The following is a 19,639-nucleotide window of genomic DNA, read 5'->3' as shown; positions in this document are numbered from 1 at the left end:
TAATAATATACCCGGTTATTTTTAAATTAAACATCTTTTTTATTTTAAAATTCATTGTAAATTGGTATGATAATAGAAGGAAGAAAAAGAGGTGAAAACAACATGAGTATGGATTTTAATTTTTTAATGAGTGATGTTGTACGTCAAGCAAGAGAAGAAATGGATCATGCAGGATACGAGCATCTTCGTACTCCTGAAGAAGTAGAAGAAGCGTTTAGCCGAAAAGGAGTTACGCTAGTAATGGTTAACTCTGTGTGCGGATGTGCAGGTGGTATTGCAAGACCAGCAGCAACACATGCCATTCATGCAGATAAACGTCCAAATCACTTAGTAACAGTGTTTGCTGGCCAAGATAAAGAAGCGACAGAAAAAGCACGTGAATATTTTGAAGGCTATCCACCATCTTCACCATCTTTTGCTCTATTAAAAGATGGAAAAATTTTAACGATGGTTGAACGTCATGAAATTGAAGGACATGCGCCAATGTCTGTCATAAACAAATTACAAGGATACTTTGATCAATATTGTGAAGAAGTATAAGTAAGAAATGCAGTGGAATTTATCCACTGCATTTTTTTTAATAAGGTAATTTTTGAATTTTTTCGCATAACTACTAACGTTTACTTACGAAACGTCTAGCTCCGGTGCTTAGGCCCTATCAATCTTCCTGTTCCGTCCGTACGATAAGCTCACTACATTCGCAGTGTTTCCTTTATCTCCTACCTAACAGTCCAGATTGTACTGGTCGAAGTGCCTGCGTTTTTGTCCTTCCTCAAAATTTCACTTGAATAGAAAATCGTGGAAAACAAACAATAATAAGGTGAATATTTTGGAGGGGATGTTTAGTATGAAGTATGTAAAAAGTATGATACCGATGATTATGTGTCTTGTCCTCTTATTTCAAGTGCCATTTGTCTCCGCAAATGAATGGACAAGGGATCAGGCAGAAGATAAGTATAAGTGGGATTTAGCTTCAATATACAAGGATGAAAAAGAATGGCGAAAAGATTTAAAACTGGCTGAAAAATTGGCAAACAAATTTGCAAAGGAAGAAAAGCCGATAGAATCAGCAAAGCAGTTACAAAAGTTATTGGAACAATATTTTACTATTAACCAAATATTTGAGAAAGCTTACGTGTATTCGAAATTATTATTTGATGTTGATATGGGAAATCCGTATGCAATGGAGTTATCAAACGAAATAGAAAAGATGACGGTTACAATCGTCCAACAAACAAACTGGTTCACGAATGCGATACAAGATATTGATAAAAAGAGCTGGAAAAGCATTGTCACTCATAAAGATTTAGAAGAATATCGATATTTTTTAGAGCAAGTGTACAATGGAAAAGAACATGCTCTTCCAAAGGAATCGGAAGAAGTTTTAATTGAGGCGATGCCATTTTTACATGCATCCAATGAGATTTTCACTATGATATCAAAAGATTTACAGCTTCCTAATATTCGAGTAAACGAACAAGAGTATACACTAACTCCGCAAACGTATAGTGTGTATATGACAAGTAATGACCGGAGTTTAAGAAAGGCTGCTTTTGAAACATACTATGAAACACTTTCTCAATACGAAGATAGCTTTGCATCGATTCTTGCCAACATTATAAAAGCAAACAATTTTTTTGCAAAGACGAAAAAGTATAATAGTGCACTACAAGCAAGTTTAGAATCAAAGGAAATTGAACCAAAAGTTTACGAAAAGCTAATTAAAACAGTTGATCAACATTTACCGTTATTTCATCGTTACTTAAAATTAAAACAACAATTTTTACAGCTAGATAATATGGAGCTATATGATTTGGCCGCACCTTCACCTATAAAGGAAGAAAAAGAAATTTCATATGAAGAAGCACAACAAATTGTATTAAAGGGATTAGCTCCATTAGGAAATGATTATACAAATATAGTGGAAAAAGGATTGAAAGAAAGATGGGTAGATGTATATCCGAACAAAGGGAAAGCGACCGGTGCGTATCAATTAGGGGCTTTTGCAATCCATCCATTTATATTGTTAAATTATCAAGGATTACAACATGACGTTATGACGTTAGCGCATGAATTTGGTCACGCTGCTCATTCGTATTTTTCCAACGAAAACCAACCGTATCAAGATGCGCAATATGTTACGTTCACAGCAGAAGTGGCCTCTACATTAAACGAACATTTATTACACCAGCAATTTATCGAAAATGCAAAAACAAAGGAAGAAAAACTATTAGCTCTTTATAAATATTTAGAAGATTTTAGAGTTACTTTGTTTAGACAAACGCAATTTGCGGAATTTGAAAAAGCAGTTCACGAGGCAGGGCAAAACGGAGAGGCGTTACATGCAGATAAAATTAAAGAAATTTACCTTAATATTGTAAATAAACATTTTGGCAAGGTGATGGATATTGATGATAAAATCGCGATGGAATGGGCAAGAGTACCTCATTTCTTCCATTCCAGCTTTTATACGTATCAATATGCGACTAGTTTCGCCGCTTCAGCAGCATTAGCGGAACAGCTAAAAGAAGAGAATGGAGAGGCACAAAAAAGAATAATCGATAAATTGTTATCAAGTGGTGGTAGTAAGCCACCGATTCAAATTTTAAAAGAAACAGGAGTAGACATGAGTAACCCTAAGCCAATCAAGCAAACAATGAGAAGATTTGAACAGCTATTAGATGAATTTGAGCAGTTGTTAACGGAAACTAATTAATAGTTTCCGTTCCTCCTTCTCTTTTAAGTTACAAAATATAATTTCTTCCTTTATAATAGGAGATGATTTGAAGGAAGGGTTCTAAAGAATGAAAAAATTTAAAATCGGTTATCGGACCGCGAAGACAGCATTAGGAGTTACACTTGCAATTTTCATTGCACAGTTTTTTGAACTGGAGTTTTTCACTTCAGCTGGTATACTAACAATTCTTTGCATTCAAGCAACAAAAATGAAGTCTATTATTAGTGCAAAATCGAGGTTCATTGCTTGTACACTTAGTCTTTTTGTGTCAGGTTTAATATTCGAGATTATTGGATATCATCCTGTGGCAATAGGATTATTTCTACTGTTGTTTATTCCGATTACAGTTATGTTTAAAATAACGGAAGGAATTGTAACGAGTACTGTAATACTTTTACATGTTTATTCGACTGGACATTATTCCGTTTCACTCATATGGAATGAACTTGCGATTATCACAATTGGGATTGGGATTGCTCTAATTATGAATTTGTATATGCCTAGTATGGAAAATGAGTTAAAGGGCTATCAAGAAAAAATAGAAAGTAATTACAATAAAATCTTGCTAGAATTAGCGGCCTATTTACGTCATGGAGATCGTGGGTGGAGCGGAGAAGAAATTCCAGAGAGTGTTAATCTTTTAAATAAAGCGAAAAGTTTAGCTTTCCGTGATGTAGAAAATCATTTTAAACGAAACGAAAATAGCTACTATCATTATTTTAAAATGAGAGAGAGACAGCTAGATGTTTTAGAAAGAATGATACCAATCGTTTCCACAATTAAAATGGATGTCGAACAGGCTGATATGGTGGCTGATTTTATTGAAGAGGTAGCAGAATCTATCCACGCAGGAAATACCGCGATTATACATATTAATAATTTGCGAAAACTTACAGAGGAATTTCAAGCGATGCCGTTACCACAAGGTCGGACAGAATTTGAAACGAGAGCTTCGTTACGACATCTTGTAAAAGAATTGGAACAGTATTTAATTATTAAATGTGACTTTAAAGGCGGATTAAAACAATATGCATGAAAGATAGCCATTGCCACACACTAAGGAAAAAGGAGTGTTGGTAATGGCTTTTATTATTTCGCTCATTTTTTCATTAATTACATCACCTTTATGGCCGTTAGGGCCTAACCCTCTTCCTGGTGATCCATATATTATCGTGAATAAACAAACAAACGAAATAGCGTTTTACGTTGAGGAAGAAATTAAAGTCATTTACAAAGTAGCGACTGGAAAATCAAATGAATTAACTCCTGAAGGAGAATTTACCATTACAATAAAAGCAGTTGAGCCTTATTACAGAAAAAAGGACATACCAGGCGGTGACCCTAAAAATCCTTTAGGAACTAGGTGGATTGGATTTGACGCGGAAGGAACAGAAGGTAGAACATATGGAGTACATGGTACGAATAATCCAAGCTCAATTGGACACTATGTTACACAAGGATGTATCCGGTTAGCAAATGAAAATGTAGAAAAGCTATTTGAACAAGTACCAATCGGAACAAAAATTTGGATTTTAAAATCGGACAAAAGTTTTAAGGAGCTCGGCCAAGAAAAAGGAATAGTCCCTTAATGAGCCAGCCTTTTACAACGAATAAGTAGTAATTGTTCAAAAATTCATTAAAATCCTCCTCTACTAATGATAAAATATAGTGGAAGAGGGGGATGAATTTTGGACAATCATTTATTTCTATTCGGGAGTGGGCCGCCTTTTACTCCTCGCCTAGCCAAGCAGTTTGCTAGTCTAATAGCAACGGAACAACCCATTTCTATTATGTTCTTAGAAAGGGATGGCTGGAAAGATTATATGGCTATAGTTACAGAGCCTTTAGAGCAGGTGGGGAGACACCACTTTACCTACATTCCATTACAATCAACACCGATAGAAAAAGCTATTAGGCTCCTTAAGGAGAGTAGTGGAGTTATTATATGTGGGGGAGATACAAATACATATGCCGATTTCATTGTTGATAGTGAACTAGGACAAGTGATAAAAGAGTTGTACATGGAGGGAAGACCTATCACTGGTTTTTCAGCAGGTGCATTAATTTGTCCAAATAAGTGTATTATTTCTGCGAAGGATAACGACAAACAAGAATATCAGTTAAGGAAAGGTGTAGGACTACTTTCTAATACAGTATTAGCAGTACATTTAACGGAATGGGACGATGAAGAGCATTTTTCCCAGATGGTAAGTCAATTTCCTTTCTATCAAAATTTTGGTCTTGATGAGAAAACAGGAATCCGATTACTCAATGAAGAATTAATCGATATGGAAGGGAAAGGTGTGTACTCTGTTCAAAATAAAAGGTTAGTGAAAATAGGGGGAAAATAATGTTATTTATCGTCAATGTAGAAGCAGCGATATATAAGGGAGATAAATGGCTTTTTATAAAAAGAAGTGAATTAGAAGAACATGCCGCTGGAGAGTTGTCTTTAGTTGGAGGGAAAGTAGATAAAGAAGGAACGAAAGAAAATATTTTAGAAGCAACGATAAGAAGAGAAGTATGGGAAGAGGTAGGGGTTGAGTTACAATCGACTTTACATTATGTACATAGCACTTCTTTTATAGCTGATGATGGTACACATGTAGTGGACATCGTATTTTTAGCAGAATATAAAAGTGGAGAAGCTCATGCTAAAAGTGTAGAGGAAGTAGGAGCAGTTTATTGGCTGCCAGCAGAAGATATTTTAAATGATGAAAAAGCTCCTGATTATTTTAAAGATAGTATAAAGAGAGCGGTAGAACTGAAAGTAAGTTTATCAAATGTAGTAATCGAGAGTTAACAATATGTAAAAATCCAGCCGTTTATTTTAGCTGGATTTGAAGGTTACTATTTTAGAAGAACATTGTTGCTCCTGCTAATAAAGAAGTTATAAGCATGACAGCAATCATTAAATAAACAATTATCTTTTGCATTTTACGGTTATGCATGAAGTTTTCACTCCTTGTCCTTAGTCCTTTTATTATTTTAACGTGTATTGCTATGTTACACAAGTGTAGACATTGTCGAATCTATGAAATTCTAGTTAAACAAAGGGGTATAAAAATGATAAAAAACATTGATCATATAGGGATTGCCGTTCAATCGATAGAGCATTCTCTACCATTTTATACAAATGTTTTAAAACTACCTTTACTTGCGGTGGAAGAAGTAAGTAGTCAACGAGTAAAAGTGGCATTTTTGAAAGCAGGAAATTGTAAATTAGAGTTGTTAGAACCTACTTCTTCTGATAGTCCTATCGCAAAGTTTATTGAAAAAAGAGGAGAAGGGATTCATCACGTAGCTTTAGGGGTAGATAATATTGAAGAGAGAATAAAAGAGTTAATAGAACAAGGGGTTCCTATGATCGACTCCGCTTCAAGAAAAGGGGCTGGCGGTGCCGATATAGCATTTTTACATCCTAAAGCAGCATCAGGAGTGTTATACGAATTATGTGAAAAGGTGGGGGAAGAAAATGACGGTTGATATGTTTGATAAAATTAATGAGTTATATGATCGTCGTCGTGAAGTCGAGCTTGGTGGAGGAGACGATCGTATTGAAAAGCAGCATGAAAAAGGGAAGTTAACCGCTCGTGAGCGTATAGACCTACTAGTAGATGAGGGAACATTTGTAGAACTTAATCCATTTATTGAACATCGCTGTAATGATTTTGGTTTATCGGACAAAAAAGGCCCTGGCGATGGCGTCGTTACGGGATATGGAAAAGTGAACGGAAATCCTATTTATTTGTTTTCACAAGATTTTACTGTGTTTGGCGGAGCGTTAGGGGAAATGCATGCTAAAAAAATTGCGAATGTAATGGATTTAGCAGCTAAAAACGGCACACCGATAGTTGGCTTGAACGATTCAGGTGGAGCGAGAATTCAAGAAGGAGTTCTCTCACTCGATGGTTATGGCCATATATTTTACCGAAATTCGATTTATTCTGGTGTAATCCCGCAAATTTCAGTTATTATGGGACCTTGTGCGGGTGGAGCCGTATACTCACCAGCTATTACCGATTTTGTTTTTATGGTAGAGGAAACGAGCCAAATGTTTATTACTGGACCGAAAGTAATAGAAACGGTAACGGGTGAAAAGATTAGTTCAGAGGATTTAGGGGGAGCAAAAGTACATAACTCGATTAGTGGGAATGCTCATTTTTCTGGTAAATCAGAAGAGGATGTGTTAGCACAAGTTCGAAAGCTATTAAGCTACTTGCCTTCTAATAATGAACAAAAGCCTGATCGAATCTCCTGTGAAGAAGGGGATGATTACCGTGCAGATTTAGCAGATGCAATTCCCTTTGATGCTGTACGACCGTATGATGTGCGAAAAGTGATTGAACATGTAGTAGATGAAGGGTCGTTTATGGAGGTTCAAAAAGATTTTGCCAAAAACATCGTAATCGGCCTTGCCCGTATTAAAGGAGAAGTAGTTGGATTAGTTTGTAACCAACCGAAAGTAATGGCTGGTGGGTTAGATATTGATTCATCCGATAAAGCATCACGTTTTATTCGTTTCTGTGATTCTTTTAATATTCCTATAATCACATTTGAAGATGTAACGGGCTTTTTCCCGGGGGTAAAACAAGAGCACGGTGGTATTATTCGACACGGGGCAAAGATTTTGTATGCCTACTCAGAAGCAACTGTACCAAAATTAACCGTAATTTTGAGAAAAGCATATGGCGGAGCTTATGTTGCCTTAAACAGTAAATCTATAGGTGCTGATTTAGTTTATGCTTGGCCTAATGCCGAAATTGCCGTGATGGGTCCACAAGGAGCAGCAAATATTATTTTCGCTAGAGAAATTAATGAAAGTGAAAATCCTGAAGAAACTCGTGCTAAAAAAATAGAAGAATACCGCGAAAAGTTTGCTAATCCTTACGTAGCCGCAAGCCAAGGTATGGTGGATGATGTAATTGACCCACGAGATACGAGAATTAAGTTAATCCAAGCACTAGAAATGTTAAGAAATAAAAAAGAGTCACGACCGTATAAAAAACACGGTAACATACCGCTATAATATAGGAAAAGAGACTATTACAAAGATAGTCTCTTTTCTTATTCGTCAAACGGTTAATATTTGAGTTATAATAGTAGTATATTGTTATTTATTTAGGAGGCATACATAATGGTAAATCAAGAGCGTTTAGTAGAAGAATTTCTTGAACTTGTGCAAGTGGATTCAGAAACAAAATTTGAAGCTGAAATTTGTAAAGTTTTGAAAGAAAAATTTTCTGCTCTAGGGGTAGAAGTTGTAGAAGACGACACAATGCATTTAACAGGACATGGTGCAGGTAACTTAATTTGTACGTTGCCTGGAACGAAGGAGGGAGTAGATACAATCTATTTCACTTCCCATATGGATACGGTAGTACCAGGGAAAGGTATTAAACCTTCCATTCAAGATGATTACATTGTAACAGATGGTACTACGATTCTTGGTGCGGACGATAAAGCTGGTTTAGCAGCGATGTTAGAAGCAATTAAAGTATTAAAAGAAAATAATATAGCACATGGTACTATACAGTTTATCATCACTGTTGGAGAAGAGTCAGGCCTTGTTGGAGCAAAAGTATTGGATCCATCTTTAGTTACGGCGAAATATGGTTTTGCACTTGATAGTGACGGGAAAGTAGGAAACATTATCGTTGCGGCACCAACACAAGCAAAAGTAAAAGCGACCATACTAGGGAAAACAGCGCATGCTGGGGTAGCTCCAGAAAAAGGAGTTTCTGCTATTACGATGGCTGCAAAAGCAATTGCAAAGATGCCTTTAGGGCGTATTGATGAAGAAACAACTGCAAATATTGGACGGTTTGAAGGAAATGGACCAACAAATATCGTTTGCGATCGTGTGGAAATATTAGCCGAAGCTCGTTCACTACTACCTGAAAAAATGGAAGCACAAGTGGCGAAAATGAAAGATGCATTTGAATCTGTCACTGCAGAAATGGGCGGAAATGCAGAAGTAGAAATTGAAGTAATGTATCCAGGCTTTAAATACGGAGATGGAGATCATGTAGTAGAAGTAGCAAAAAGAGCAGTTACTGCAATTGATAGAACACCAGCGTTACAAAAAAGTGGTGGCGGTAGTGACGCTAACGTAATCGCAGGTTTTGGTATCCCTACTGTGAACTTAGCTGTCGGATATGAAGAAATTCATACAACAAACGAACGTATGCCGATTGAGGAACTAGTTAAGACAACGGAATTAGTTGTTTCGTTAATTAAAGAAGTAGCAAAAAATTAGTAAGACTTTATGCTTGGTTATCATTGTATGACCAAGCATTCTTACATATTCAAATATATTTAAATCCAGGCATTATCTTTGTTACGTTTACTAACGACAACAAAGATAATGAACTGAAACGAATTGGAGTGTAAGCATCTGTTCACCTACTTATACTTCTAAATATAGGGTGGGAGTTTAGTCGTATCCCGTATACAGATGCAAGAAAAGTTAAAAAGGGGAATACATAATGGAAACAATTAAACTTGTTGTTTTTGAAGTAAATGGAGAAGAGTATGGCATAGCTGTTCAAGATGTAATTTCCATTGAAAAAGTAGAAAAGAGAACAATGATTCCAAATATGCCAGAATATTTATATGGTATGGCGAAAGTACGAGAAGAGCTTATCCCTGTCATTGACACAAAATATGTATTTTATCGTGAGTTGTTGGAGGTAAATGAAAAGTCCAAAGTGATTGTTGTCCAATCAAACGATTTACCAGTTGGGTTAATGGTAGATGATGCGAAAGAAATTATTGATGTGAATGAGATTAAACCAATAAATGAAATTGCTGTATATAAAACACCGTTTGTTGCGGGTGTTATTCATTATAATGATAGATTAATTACACAAATTAAAGTAAGTGATCTAGTAAGTGCATTAGAAGAACTAGAGAAAATTAAAGAACTAATAGAAACAGAAGAGGTTGAAAACTATACGGAAACATAAGGTTAGCTTTTTAGGAATGAGTAGCGTCCTTCAAATTTTTTGTTAAGGAATGTAAGGAAAATGAAAACGGGTAGAGTAATTTTACATGTTGATATGAATAGCTTCTATGCTTCTGTGGAGATGGCGCATGATCCGACGTTAAGAGGGAAACCTGTTGCTGTTGCTGGGAATGTTGAAGAAAGAAAAGGCATAATCATTACTTGTAGTTATGAAGCACGTGCGTATGGAGTAAAAACGACGATGCCGCTGTGGGAAGCTAAAAAAAAATGTCCACAACTTGTTGTATTACCACCAAACTTCCCTCGTTATCGTTCGAGTTCCATGGCAATGTTTGATTTATTAAGGTCATATACTCATTTAGTAGAACCTGTTTCCATTGATGAGGGTTATATGGATGTAACAGAACATCTTCATCAACGAAATGTCATGGAGTTAGCGAAAGAAATACAAGAGAGAATAAAGGAAGAACTACTTTTGCCTTGTAGTATTGGAATAGCTCCTAATAAATTTCTAGCTAAAATGGCTTCAGACATGAAGAAACCAATGGGTATTACGGTGCTAAGAAAAAGAGAAATTGATAAAATCTTATGGCCATTACCCGTTGAAGAAATGCATGGTGTTGGTAAAAAAACTGCCGAAAAGCTAAATACAATCAATATATACTCAATCAAGGATTTAGCTAAAGCAGATGAGTACCAAGTGAAGCAGTTATTAGGTGTTAACGGCGAAAGAATAGTTAAACGGGCTAATGGTATCGATAATCGACCAGTAGATCCCGATGCAATTTCAGATTTTAAAAGTATCGGAAATTCTACAACGTTACGAGAAGACAGTGACGACGAACGCGAGCTATATAAAGTATTGGAGAAACTTTCCCAATCTGTTGCTCTCCGCTTAAGCCGAAAAAATATGGTTAGTAATAATATTCAATTAATGATTCGCTACAATAATAGACAAACTATAACGAGAAGCAGAAAGCTTAACAATGTTATTAGTAGTGAAAAAGAAATATTAGCAGCTGCATTTCAGTTATTTAAGAAGCATTGGAGCGGAAATCCAATTCGGCTATTAGGTGTAACAGCACAAGATTTAGTTGATAAAAAAGAATCAGTAAAGCAACTAGATTTGTTTTCATATGAAAAAGATGCGAAACAAGAACCTTTAATAAAGGCTTTAGACGTCCTTCAAAGTAAGTATGGGGAGAGCATAATACAAAAAGGTATTCAAAATTCTTCTGGAAAAAAGAAAAGAGAAACAGATATTAATATTACAACTAGTTTTCAGAAAGACTTTTTAAGCTAAACTATTCATAGTTTGGCTTTTTTTAATTTCTCTCCTGTTATTGTGAAGTATGTAGGTAGTAACTTCTTCTTTACATAGTTGGGTAATTTCTGCAATTACATCTAAATCGTTTGTTAATTTATAGTCTACTAAACGCTTTGCTATTTCTAACGCTTGTTTTCGTTGTTCAGTAGTTTCCATATTCTTGTTCTTCCTTTGTTTGTAGTGATTCGCTTAAACTTGGCATAAAAATAAGACAAATCGATGTAAGTAAACTAAAAATGAAAATCGCTGATAGGTCAGATTTTTCTGTGAAAACAAAGTAGAATAAAATAGCAAATCCTAAAAAGGCTATTAGTTTAATAATTAAATAGAATGATTTTTGTAGTTGTTTCATAATAGTCACCTCAAAAGTATTTTAGAACGTTTGTTCTGTTTTTATTATATAGAACATTCGTTCTTATTTCAACTACTTTCTTTAAAAAAATAAAAGTGCTAGAGGAAATTTCACTCTAACACTTTGACCGTTATGATGTTAAACCGATATCGTTCTTATCTTCATTCAAATTAATCACATTTCCACTAGTAGTTAAACTAGCTGTTTCCACTGCCTCTAGCAATAAATCTACGATATGAATTGCCCTTACAGAATGTGATAATCCTTCCCGTTCAATTCCTAATTTCATTTGAAGTAGACAACCTGGGTTGGCAGTTACAATCGTTTTTGCGTTAGTTGCCTTCGCGTTCACCATTTTATGGTCTAAAATTTGCATCGACATCTCTGATTCAACTATATTATATATGCCTGCAGAGCCACAACAACGGTCCGCCTCTTTCATTTCCACATACGTAACTCCTTCAATGGATTTTAACAATGTTCTAGGTTCGAAATATGTTCCTTGCACATTTCGAAGGTGACACGAGTCCTGGTATGTAATAACTTGTGGCGTTAATTTCAACGGTTTTTTAAAAAAGTTCATTTCCACAAGAATAGAAGAAACGTCCTTAATTTTAGTTGCAAAAGCTTCCGCACGCTCTCGCCACTCCGGATCTTTATTTAATAAATGATCATAGTCTACTAAAAATGCACCACAACCACCAGCATTCGTAATAATATAATCTACTTCTAATTCTTCGAAGGCTTGAATATTTCTTTTTGCTAACTCTTTTGCGCTAGCTTTCTCACCGCTATGACCGTGAAGAGCACCGCAGCATGTTTGTTGTTTAGGTATGACGATATCGCACCCAGCCAATTGCAATAGTTTTGTAGTAGCATTATTTGTCTCTAAAAACATAGTATCCATTAAACAGCCAGAGAAAAATGCAACACGTTTATTTCGTTTTCCATACGCTTCTAAAAACTCAGGGCGATTTTTCATTTCCTTTAACGTTGGTGCTTTAGGAAGAACTTTTTCCATCGTGGCCATCGTTTCCGGGAATAATCTCATTACACCTGATTTTTGTGCGATTTTTTGTATACCACTACGTTGATAAAAACCTAGTAAACTAGTGGCAAATTTCATTCTATTTGGATGAGGGAATAAGCCTTCAAACACCGTTTTGCGGATAACTTTTGCTGGTAAAGAATGTTTTTTATTTTGGTTTATAATATCTCTTGCTTCCTCTAATAAATGTCCATATTTTACACCTGAAGGACAAACAGGCTCACATGCACGGCAGCCTAAACAAAGCTCTAACGTTCTTTCTACATCTTCATCCGGCTCGATTATCCCATCAACAACGGCTTTCATTAACGCAATTCTCCCACGTGGGGAATGAGATTCTTTTAACCCAGATTCTATATAGGTTGGACAGGAGGGAAGGCAAAATCCACAACGCATACAATTTAATAATTCATCGTAATCCATCTTTTCTTTAAACTGATCATGAATTATTTGTTTTTCCTTGCTCGTTGTCATTTTGACACCACCACACGTTTTCTCGTTTCTTTTGCGAATACTTTACCTGGGTTCATTATGTTATTTGGGTCAAAAGCTTCTTTAATAGCTTTCATTGCAGAAATGCCAGCAGAACCTAGTTTCCATTCTAAGTAAGGTGCTTTCATTACACCTACTCCATGCTCTCCTGTAATTGTTCCTCCAAGCTCAATAGCACGTGCGAAGATTTCTTCAAAAGCTTTTTCCACCCGCTCCATTTCTTCTTCGTTTCTAGCATCAGTTGGAACAGTTGGATGTAAATTTCCATCTCCTGCATGTCCAAAGGTACAAATTTTCACGTTATATTTTTCGGCAATTTCATTAATGGCTTTTACCATTTTGGCAATTTCTGAACGCGGAACTGTTGCATCTTCTAAAATAGTTGTAGGTTTTAATCTAGCTAGAGCTGAGAGTGCTGCACGCCTAGCTGCAGTTAGTGCAGCCGCTTCTTCTGTTGTTTTTGCAATTTGCACAGATTTCGCCTGCTCTTTTAAACAAATTGTTCTAATCTTTTCCATATCATGTTCCACTATATCAGCTGTTCCATCTTGCTCAATTAATAGTACAGCTTTAACATCTGTAGGAAGACCAATTTTCGCGAAATCTTCCACAACTTCTAACGTAGGTTGATCTAGGAACTCTAGAGTTGTTGGTATTATTCGATTTGCTATAATACTAGAAACAGTTCTAGCAGCAGCTTCTAAATCTTCATATAAAGCTAGCATCGTTTTTTTCGTTTCAGGCATTGGGATTAACTTTAAAGTCGCTTCAGTAATGACACAAAGTGTACCTTCTGATCCAACAAAAAGTCGTGTTAAATCGTATCCGGCCACATCTTTCGCAAGTTTTCCTCCAGTTTGAATGATATCCCCGTTTGGTAGTACTGCCTCAAGAGCCAACACATAATCACGGGTGACTCCATATTTTAATCCGCGAAGTCCACCAGAATTTTCATTTATATTTCCACCAATTGTTGATATTTTCATAGAGCTAGGGTCTGGAGGGTAAAACAAACCTCTCTGTTCAACAGCATTGATTAAATCTTGCGTAATAACACCCGGTTGAACGGTCACTGTTAAGTTTTCCTCATCAATTTCTAGTATTTGATTCATTCGTGTAAAAATAATTACTAATCCACCTTCAGTTGGACAAGTACCAGCACATAAATTTGTTCCTGAACCACGAGGTACGATAGGGATGTGATATGCGTTGCACAGTTTTACAATACTAGCTACATCATCTTTATTACTAGGTACAATAACAGCGTCTGGCATTGATTGAAAGTTTGGAGTTGCATCATAAGAATATACAAGTCTCTCAGTCTTGGAGTCAAAGTAGTTTTCGGATCCAACTATTTCAATAAACTTTTGTTTTACTTGATTAGTTATCATAACATTTCAACCCTTTCAAACTAATGGTACCGCTTTCGTTTTTTGTGAAGTTACATTACGAAGCATTTTAAATCGTTATCTTTATAGTAAACCATACTTACAAAATAAACTATGAAATGTTGTATTATATAATAATATGAATATATTAAATGCAGGAACGTTCTTTTTAGGGGGGAGTTACATGAAAGTTAGCTTATTTATTACTTGTTTAGTAGATATGTTACAAACGAGTGTTGGTAAAGCGACTGTAGAAGTATTAGAAAGGTTAGGTTGTGAAATTGATTTTCCAACAGGGCAAATTTGTTGTGGACAACCTGCCTTTAATAGCGGGTATGTGAAAGATTCTAAAGAGGCGATGAAACGTATGATAGAAACTTTTGAACATGCAGAGTATGTAGTAGTACCTTCTGGTTCTTGTGGAACGATGTTTAAGGAATATCTAAATGTATTTAAAGATGATCAAGTTTGGAAAGAAAAAGCGGAAAAACTTGCAAATAAAACATATGAATTCACACAGTTTATAGTTAACGTCTTAAAAGTTATAGATGTTGGTGCGAAATTGGAAGGAAAGGCAACTTATCATACTAGCTGCCATATGACTAGATTACTAGGGGCAAAAGATGAACCGATGCGTTTACTAGAGAACGTTAAAGGACTAGAAATTGTACCGTTAAAAAATAATTTTAATTGCTGTGGTTTCGGTGGAACATTTTCTGTAAAAATGGGAAATATTTCAGAACAAATGGTAGATGAAAAGGTTCAGCATATTGAAGAAACAGAGGCAGATTATTTAATTGGTGCTGATTGTGGATGTCTAATGAATATCGGTGGAAGATCAGAACGGTTACAAAAGCCAGTGAGAGTTATGCATATTGCCGAAGTATTAAACAACCGATAATGCAATTGGAGTGGAGGGGGGATAATAAATGTCTATGAAAATAGGGGATAAACCTTTTAAAGAAAGAATAGAAGCAGGAATACAAAATCAATTTATGCGTGGAGCAGTCTCAGGTGCGCAAGAAAGATTACGTACGAGAAAAGAAGCTTCTACTGTAGAGCTTGGTGATTGGGAAGAATGGCGTTCTCATGGGGAGGAGATACGTCAACACGTATTGGAAAACTTAGATTATTATTTATATCAATTAAGTGAAAACGTAGAAAAACGTGGGGGACATGTCTTTTTTGCGCAAACAGCCGAAGAAGCAAACGAATACATTAAAGGTGTTATCCAACAAAAAAACGCTAAAAAAATAGTTAAATCAAAGTCGATGGTGACAGAAGAGATTAGTATGAACCAAGCATTAGATGAACTTGGTTGTGATGTCATTGAAACCGATTTAGGAGAATACATCCTTCAAGTTGATGATCATGATCCACCGTCCCATATTGTTGCTCCAGCACTACATAAAAATAAGGAGCAAATTAGAGATGTTTTCCGTGAAAAACTAAACTATTTGAAAACAGAAAAACCTGAAGAACTGGCACTTCATGCACGTCAAATGTTACGACAAGAGTTTTTAACAGCTGATGTTGGAATTACAGGATGTAACTTTGCGGTTGCAGAGAGCGGGTCTATTAGTTTAGTAACAAATGAAGGGAATGCTCGCTTAGCTACAACTTTGCCTCAAACACAAATTACGGTTATGGGCATGGAGAGGATCGTTCCAACTTATGAAGAATTAGAAGTGTTAGTAAGCTTATTAACGAGAAGTGCGGTTGGACAAAAACTTACTAGTTATGTAACTACTTTAACTGGACCAAAGGAGGAAGGGGACGTTGATGGGCCTGAAGAGTTCCACCTAGTCATCGTAGATAATGGCCGTTCTAAAATATTAGGAACAGAATTCCAATCAGTCTTACAATGTATCCGTTGTGCTGCTTGTATTAACGTTTGTCCAGTGTACCGTCATGTAGGTGGTCATTCGTACGGTTCTATTTATCCAGGTCCAATTGGGGCAGTATTAACTCCGTTATTAGGTGGCTACGACGATTTTAAAGAGTTACCATATGCGTCTACTCTATGTGCCGCTTGTACGGAAGCTTGTCCAGTAAAAATACCACTTCATGAGTTATTGCATAAACATCGACAAAATATTGTAGAAAAAGAAGGTAGAGCACCAATTTCGGAAAAAATGGCAATGAAAGCGTTCGGCCTTGGAGCAGCTTCTCCTTTTGTTTACAAAATGGGATCAAAATTTGCTCCTTCTGCAATGACGCCTTTTAAAAACGGGGATAAAATTTCAAGCGGTCCAGGACCGTTAAAAGAATGGACAAATATTCGCGAATTTCCTGCTCCGAGTAAACAACGTTTCCGTGATTGGTTTGAAACAAGAGAGAAAGGCGGCGAAAAGGAATGATTCAAAACCGAGACAGTTTTCTAGAAAATATAGCAAAACAGCTTAACCGCCCAAAGAAAACGAGTGGTGTAGCTAGGCCAACGTGGAAGTATCAACCACAGTGGAAAGTTTTAAAAGATGCAACACAAGATGAACTAGTAGAAGTATTAAAAAAGCAATGTGAACACATTCATACTAATTTTGTTCAAGCGACGAGATCGAATTTGAATGAAAGGTTACGTGAAGTTGTACACGAGTTAGGAGGAGGACCAATTGTTACTTGGGACGACCCTCGCTTTACTGATTCGGGAATAGAAAAAGAATTAAATAAATGGTGCGAAGATGGAACCGAGGTTCACGCCTGGGATTCCGCTCTCGGTGAAGAAAATATTAACATTGCAGAACGAGCAAATGTTGGTATTACTTTCAGCGATCAAACATTAGCAGAATCAGGTACCGTCGTATTATTTAGTGGAAATGGAAAGGGACGTTCTGTTAGTCTACTGCCAACCACGTATATCGCTATCATTCCAAAAAGTACAATCGTACCTAGAATGACACAAGCAGCCGGGGCAATTCATAATCAAGTAGAAAACGGCAAGAAAATTGCGTCGTGCATTAACTTTATATCAGGACCTAGCAATTCGGCAGATATCGAACTTAATCTTGTCGTAGGAGTTCACGGTCCAATAAAGGCCACCTATATTGTTGTAGAGGACCTTTAGTAAGCACTCAAACTTTGGGCCTTATCGTTTTTATCGATTTTTTTTAAACCAAAGATAGGTAGCCATTAGAAGATAAATTATTATTAATAATACGAAAAATAATGGGGTAGAAATTTGTTCTGAAGCCATATTTTTAATTACCACCAATCATTTTAAGTCGGAGATGGAAGGGTGAAACAACATTAATAGTATTGTAATGATCGGAATAGAAACCATTATTGCTAGTAGTGGATTTTTGAAATGTATTCTAACAACGACAAAAAGAATAATGTTAAATATCATTGACCAAAAAGAATCCCAACCATTTTCGTAAATAAATAAACCTTTTTTATAAAAGATATATTCAATAATAGTAAAATAAGCAATCCATACAGCTAGATATAAAAACTGTTTTTTCCCTTCCGGATAATACCGTAAATAAATCATTAGAACGATAGGGACTATTATGAAAGTAAATGATATGTCAATAATCGTATGGTTTAACCAATCTACAGTAACTGCTCTATATTTCCATAGGGTATAATTATAAAAAATGAAGTTGTACAATAAGTTAAAAACGATAAAATAAAGAATAGTTGGATAATAATCTCTCCAATTTTTCCAATCGACAAAAAAGTAAGCTAATAGGAAATAAACAACTAATACAAAAAGTAGGTACATGTTATTCTTCAACCTTTTAGATTAATTTATAAAACTACGTAAAATAGTTTTTTTCTATTACATAGATGAGACCTTTTTATTATTTAAAACTCTTATAAGTGCAATTATTAGCCTACAGACTAAAAATTTCACAAATAAACTTATGAGGGAATGATACCAACTCCAACCCTTTTTCCAAGTGATTAAATCAGTTTTTTTCTCTGCAAAAGTTTCAATTATTACTTGTGGTATTAGAAAAGGGAAAAGTTTTAAAAATATACGTACCGGTCCATTATTAAGTGTCCATTGGTTATAATATAGTAGTAATAATGGGTAATGAAAAAAATCAAAAGGTAAATGAATTGAGAACATCCTCTGAAATGGCCTTATTTTATATTTAATAAACCCTTTTTTCACAAAATACCTATCTGCTAACGAGTTACCTAGTATGGAAACAAGATAAACAATCACCCAGTCCTTAAATGACTTTTTATAAATTGCAAAGGGTAAAAGTATAATAGAAATTGTAGAAGAAATAATTAAAAATAAGGTCTCGAATTTTTTCGTCATTAGACACACCTCCTTTCATAGTTTGTTTACTTTACAAAAAAGTATGTACATCTGAATTGGGAAAAGCCAGTTGTTTCGGACAGAAAAAAATAGAAGGTGTACCAACATAAGTGGCATACCTTCTATATGAACCGATAACTAGCAACGGCTATGATTATTCTTATAAAAGCTTTTCTCTTAAAACTTTAGATAACTCCGTTAAATTAGTTACAGTAGTGGTATGAGAGTCTCCTGCCCCTGCGCCATGTGCATCAATATAAATTGTTTTACAGCCAAGTTCCACTGCAGGGAAGATTTCATTAATATAATTATCACCTATGCTTAAAATTTCTTCATAAGAAACATCAAACTTCTCCGCGATATAAGAAAATCTTACCTTCGTTTTAATCGGTTTTTGTGCCTCAAAAAACTTTTCTTGAAAGTAGGAAGTAAATCCTAGTTTCTCAATAATAACATCGCTATCTGATTGAGGACTGTTTGTAAGCAGCACTAACGTATATTTTTTATGTAGAGATTGTAATACTTCACGAAATTGCTCATGAGGATTTAGTTGAAATTCTTCTGTCATCATATGTTCTCTCGTTTGCATAAAGCAAGCATATGCTTCTTCACTTGTCACCCCATAATGTCTAGCTATCGTAACTGGTACCCACCATAAATCCCCAATACTAATGATAGAAGTTAAGTCGAACGGAATAGCTTCAGGGTAGAAAGTGGTTACATCCTCTGTCGGAATTTCTTCTCCATTCCAATTGTATGCCTTTTGTACAACACCGTTCAGATGACTTAAAATTAAGTCTCTTTTTGCATCATATGCTCTACCGATTTTTAATGAATGCTGTCCTTTTAACACTGCGTTATAATCTGCTTCAAACTGTTCTTGTTTGTCTTCTGCTACGTAATCTTTTAGTAGATCGGCATAATAACGAAAATGGACAACATCATCATAAAGAGTTCCATCAAGATCAAATACGATAATTTTCACATCATTCATTTGCAAGTCTCCCTTAACATGAATCTTTCTCTATTGTACTATATTTTTCCTGTATGGTAAT

Annotated in this window: 22 protein-coding genes; 14 read left to right on the top strand and 8 right to left on the bottom strand. The window is 35.5% G+C overall.

The window, feature by feature from the left end:
* The first annotated feature begins 102 nt into the window (after window positions 1–102).
* From O1A01_RS17260 to O1A01_RS17235, 6 genes are all read left to right on the top strand, one after another.
* Window positions 103–540 (top strand): BrxA/BrxB family bacilliredoxin, encoded by a 438-nt coding sequence (locus tag O1A01_RS17260; RefSeq protein ID WP_270064572.1) that lies wholly within the window; start codon window positions 103–105, stop codon window positions 538–540.
* A 307-nt stretch (window positions 541–847) separates the two neighbouring features.
* Window positions 848–2,716, top strand: coding sequence for an oligoendopeptidase F (pepF, locus tag O1A01_RS17255; protein WP_066413008.1), 1,869 nt, complete (start codon window positions 848–850; stop codon window positions 2,714–2,716).
* Between the two features lie 88 nt (window positions 2,717–2,804).
* On the top strand, window positions 2,805–3,773 hold the full coding sequence (locus O1A01_RS17250; RefSeq protein WP_270064571.1) for an aromatic acid exporter family protein: 969 nt from the start codon (window positions 2,805–2,807) through the stop codon (window positions 3,771–3,773).
* A gap of 43 nt (window positions 3,774–3,816) precedes the next feature.
* Complete coding sequence (locus tag O1A01_RS17245) at window positions 3,817–4,326, top strand: L,D-transpeptidase (RefSeq protein WP_094366137.1); 510 nt, start codon at window positions 3,817–3,819, stop codon at window positions 4,324–4,326.
* Between the two features lie 99 nt (window positions 4,327–4,425).
* Window positions 4,426–5,088: a Type 1 glutamine amidotransferase-like domain-containing protein gene (locus O1A01_RS17240; protein WP_270064570.1), complete on the top strand. Its 663-nt coding sequence runs from the start codon at window positions 4,426–4,428 to the stop codon at window positions 5,086–5,088.
* Entirely contained in the window at window positions 5,088–5,540 is a 453-nt protein-coding gene (locus O1A01_RS17235; RefSeq protein ID WP_066413018.1) for an NUDIX hydrolase, read from the top strand. Before O1A01_RS17240 ends, O1A01_RS17235 begins: the two co-directional genes overlap by 1 nt.
* A gap of 52 nt (window positions 5,541–5,592) precedes the next feature.
* Here O1A01_RS17235 and prli42 read toward each other — a convergent pair whose 3' ends face one another.
* Window positions 5,593–5,688 carry a stressosome-associated protein Prli42 gene (prli42, locus tag O1A01_RS17230; RefSeq protein WP_157076606.1) on the bottom strand — a complete coding sequence of 32 codons (96 nt, stop codon included), beginning with the start codon at window positions 5,686–5,688 and terminating at the stop codon, window positions 5,593–5,595.
* A gap of 115 nt (window positions 5,689–5,803) precedes the next feature.
* Here prli42 and mce point away from each other — a divergent pair, with 115 nt between their 5' ends.
* The 5 genes from mce (at window position 5,804) to O1A01_RS17205 (ending at window position 11,007) form a co-directional block, all read left to right on the top strand.
* Window positions 5,804–6,223, top strand: coding sequence for a methylmalonyl-CoA epimerase (gene mce / locus O1A01_RS17225; RefSeq protein ID WP_066413020.1), 420 nt, complete (start codon window positions 5,804–5,806; stop codon window positions 6,221–6,223).
* Window positions 6,213–7,766, top strand: coding sequence for an acyl-CoA carboxylase subunit beta (locus tag O1A01_RS17220; RefSeq protein WP_066413021.1), 1,554 nt, complete (start codon window positions 6,213–6,215; stop codon window positions 7,764–7,766). Before mce ends, O1A01_RS17220 begins: the two co-directional genes overlap by 11 nt.
* 108 nt (window positions 7,767–7,874) lie before the next feature.
* Entirely contained in the window at window positions 7,875–8,996 is a 1,122-nt protein-coding gene (locus O1A01_RS17215) for a tripeptidase T (protein ID WP_270064569.1), read from the top strand.
* A 229-nt stretch (window positions 8,997–9,225) separates the two neighbouring features.
* Entirely contained in the window at window positions 9,226–9,705 is a 480-nt protein-coding gene (locus O1A01_RS17210) for a chemotaxis protein CheW (RefSeq protein WP_066413025.1), read from the top strand.
* Window positions 9,706–9,765: 60 nt separating this feature from the next.
* Window positions 9,766–11,007 (top strand): DNA polymerase IV, encoded by a 1,242-nt coding sequence (locus O1A01_RS17205; RefSeq protein WP_270064568.1) that lies wholly within the window; start codon window positions 9,766–9,768, stop codon window positions 11,005–11,007.
* On the opposite strand, the gene O1A01_RS17200 is transcribed toward O1A01_RS17205, so the two are convergent.
* The 4 genes from O1A01_RS17200 to glcD all read right to left on the bottom strand — a co-directional run bounded on the left by O1A01_RS17200 (window position 10,999) and on the right by glcD (window position 14,314).
* Window positions 10,999–11,187: a hypothetical protein gene (locus O1A01_RS17200; RefSeq protein ID WP_066413031.1), complete on the bottom strand. Its 189-nt coding sequence runs from the start codon at window positions 11,185–11,187 to the stop codon at window positions 10,999–11,001. The two genes, O1A01_RS17205 and O1A01_RS17200, sit on opposite strands and share 9 nt — an antisense overlap.
* Window positions 11,174–11,383: a hypothetical protein gene (locus O1A01_RS17195; RefSeq protein WP_066413033.1), complete on the bottom strand. Its 210-nt coding sequence runs from the start codon at window positions 11,381–11,383 to the stop codon at window positions 11,174–11,176. Before O1A01_RS17195 ends, O1A01_RS17200 begins: the two co-directional genes overlap by 14 nt.
* 130 nt (window positions 11,384–11,513) lie before the next feature.
* Window positions 11,514–12,905, bottom strand: coding sequence for a (Fe-S)-binding protein (locus O1A01_RS17190; protein ID WP_084380236.1), 1,392 nt, complete (start codon window positions 12,903–12,905; stop codon window positions 11,514–11,516).
* Complete coding sequence (gene glcD / locus O1A01_RS17185) at window positions 12,902–14,314, bottom strand: glycolate oxidase subunit GlcD (RefSeq protein WP_066413035.1); 1,413 nt, start codon at window positions 14,312–14,314, stop codon at window positions 12,902–12,904. The genes O1A01_RS17190 and glcD overlap by 4 nt, the downstream gene beginning before the upstream one ends.
* Before the next feature lie 181 nt (window positions 14,315–14,495).
* Here glcD and O1A01_RS17180 point away from each other — a divergent pair, with 181 nt between their 5' ends.
* Genes O1A01_RS17180 through O1A01_RS17170 form a run of 3 tightly spaced genes read left to right on the top strand, consistent with a single transcriptional unit; the run spans window position 14,496 to window position 17,375 of the window.
* Complete coding sequence (locus O1A01_RS17180) at window positions 14,496–15,212, top strand: (Fe-S)-binding protein (protein ID WP_270064567.1); 717 nt, start codon at window positions 14,496–14,498, stop codon at window positions 15,210–15,212.
* 28 nt (window positions 15,213–15,240) lie between these two features.
* Window positions 15,241–16,671 carry a LutB/LldF family L-lactate oxidation iron-sulfur protein gene (locus O1A01_RS17175; RefSeq protein ID WP_270064566.1) on the top strand — a complete coding sequence of 477 codons (1,431 nt, stop codon included), beginning with the start codon at window positions 15,241–15,243 and terminating at the stop codon, window positions 16,669–16,671.
* Complete coding sequence (locus tag O1A01_RS17170) at window positions 16,668–17,375, top strand: LutC/YkgG family protein (protein ID WP_270064565.1); 708 nt, start codon at window positions 16,668–16,670, stop codon at window positions 17,373–17,375. The genes O1A01_RS17175 and O1A01_RS17170 overlap by 4 nt, the downstream gene beginning before the upstream one ends.
* A gap of 147 nt (window positions 17,376–17,522) precedes the next feature.
* Here O1A01_RS17170 and O1A01_RS17165 read toward each other — a convergent pair whose 3' ends face one another.
* From O1A01_RS17165 to O1A01_RS17155, 3 genes are all read right to left on the bottom strand, one after another.
* The gene (locus tag O1A01_RS17165) at window positions 17,523–18,035 is read right to left on the bottom strand and encodes a CBO0543 family protein (RefSeq protein ID WP_066413045.1); all 513 of its coding nucleotides are present in this window, start codon (window positions 18,033–18,035) and stop codon (window positions 17,523–17,525) included.
* Window positions 18,036–18,092: 57 nt separating this feature from the next.
* Window positions 18,093–18,584 carry a CBO0543 family protein gene (locus O1A01_RS17160; protein ID WP_270064564.1) on the bottom strand — a complete coding sequence of 164 codons (492 nt, stop codon included), beginning with the start codon at window positions 18,582–18,584 and terminating at the stop codon, window positions 18,093–18,095.
* 160 nt (window positions 18,585–18,744) lie between these two features.
* Window positions 18,745–19,578 carry an HAD family hydrolase gene (locus O1A01_RS17155; protein ID WP_270064563.1) on the bottom strand — a complete coding sequence of 278 codons (834 nt, stop codon included), beginning with the start codon at window positions 19,576–19,578 and terminating at the stop codon, window positions 18,745–18,747.
* Window positions 19,579–19,639: the final 61 nt, after the last annotated feature.

The organism is Sutcliffiella sp. NC1 (genome assembly GCF_027594365.1).
Taxonomy (GTDB): domain Bacteria; phylum Bacillota; class Bacilli; order Bacillales; family Bacillaceae_I; genus Sutcliffiella; species Sutcliffiella cohnii.
This window is presented reverse-complemented; position numbering and strand designations above follow the sequence as displayed.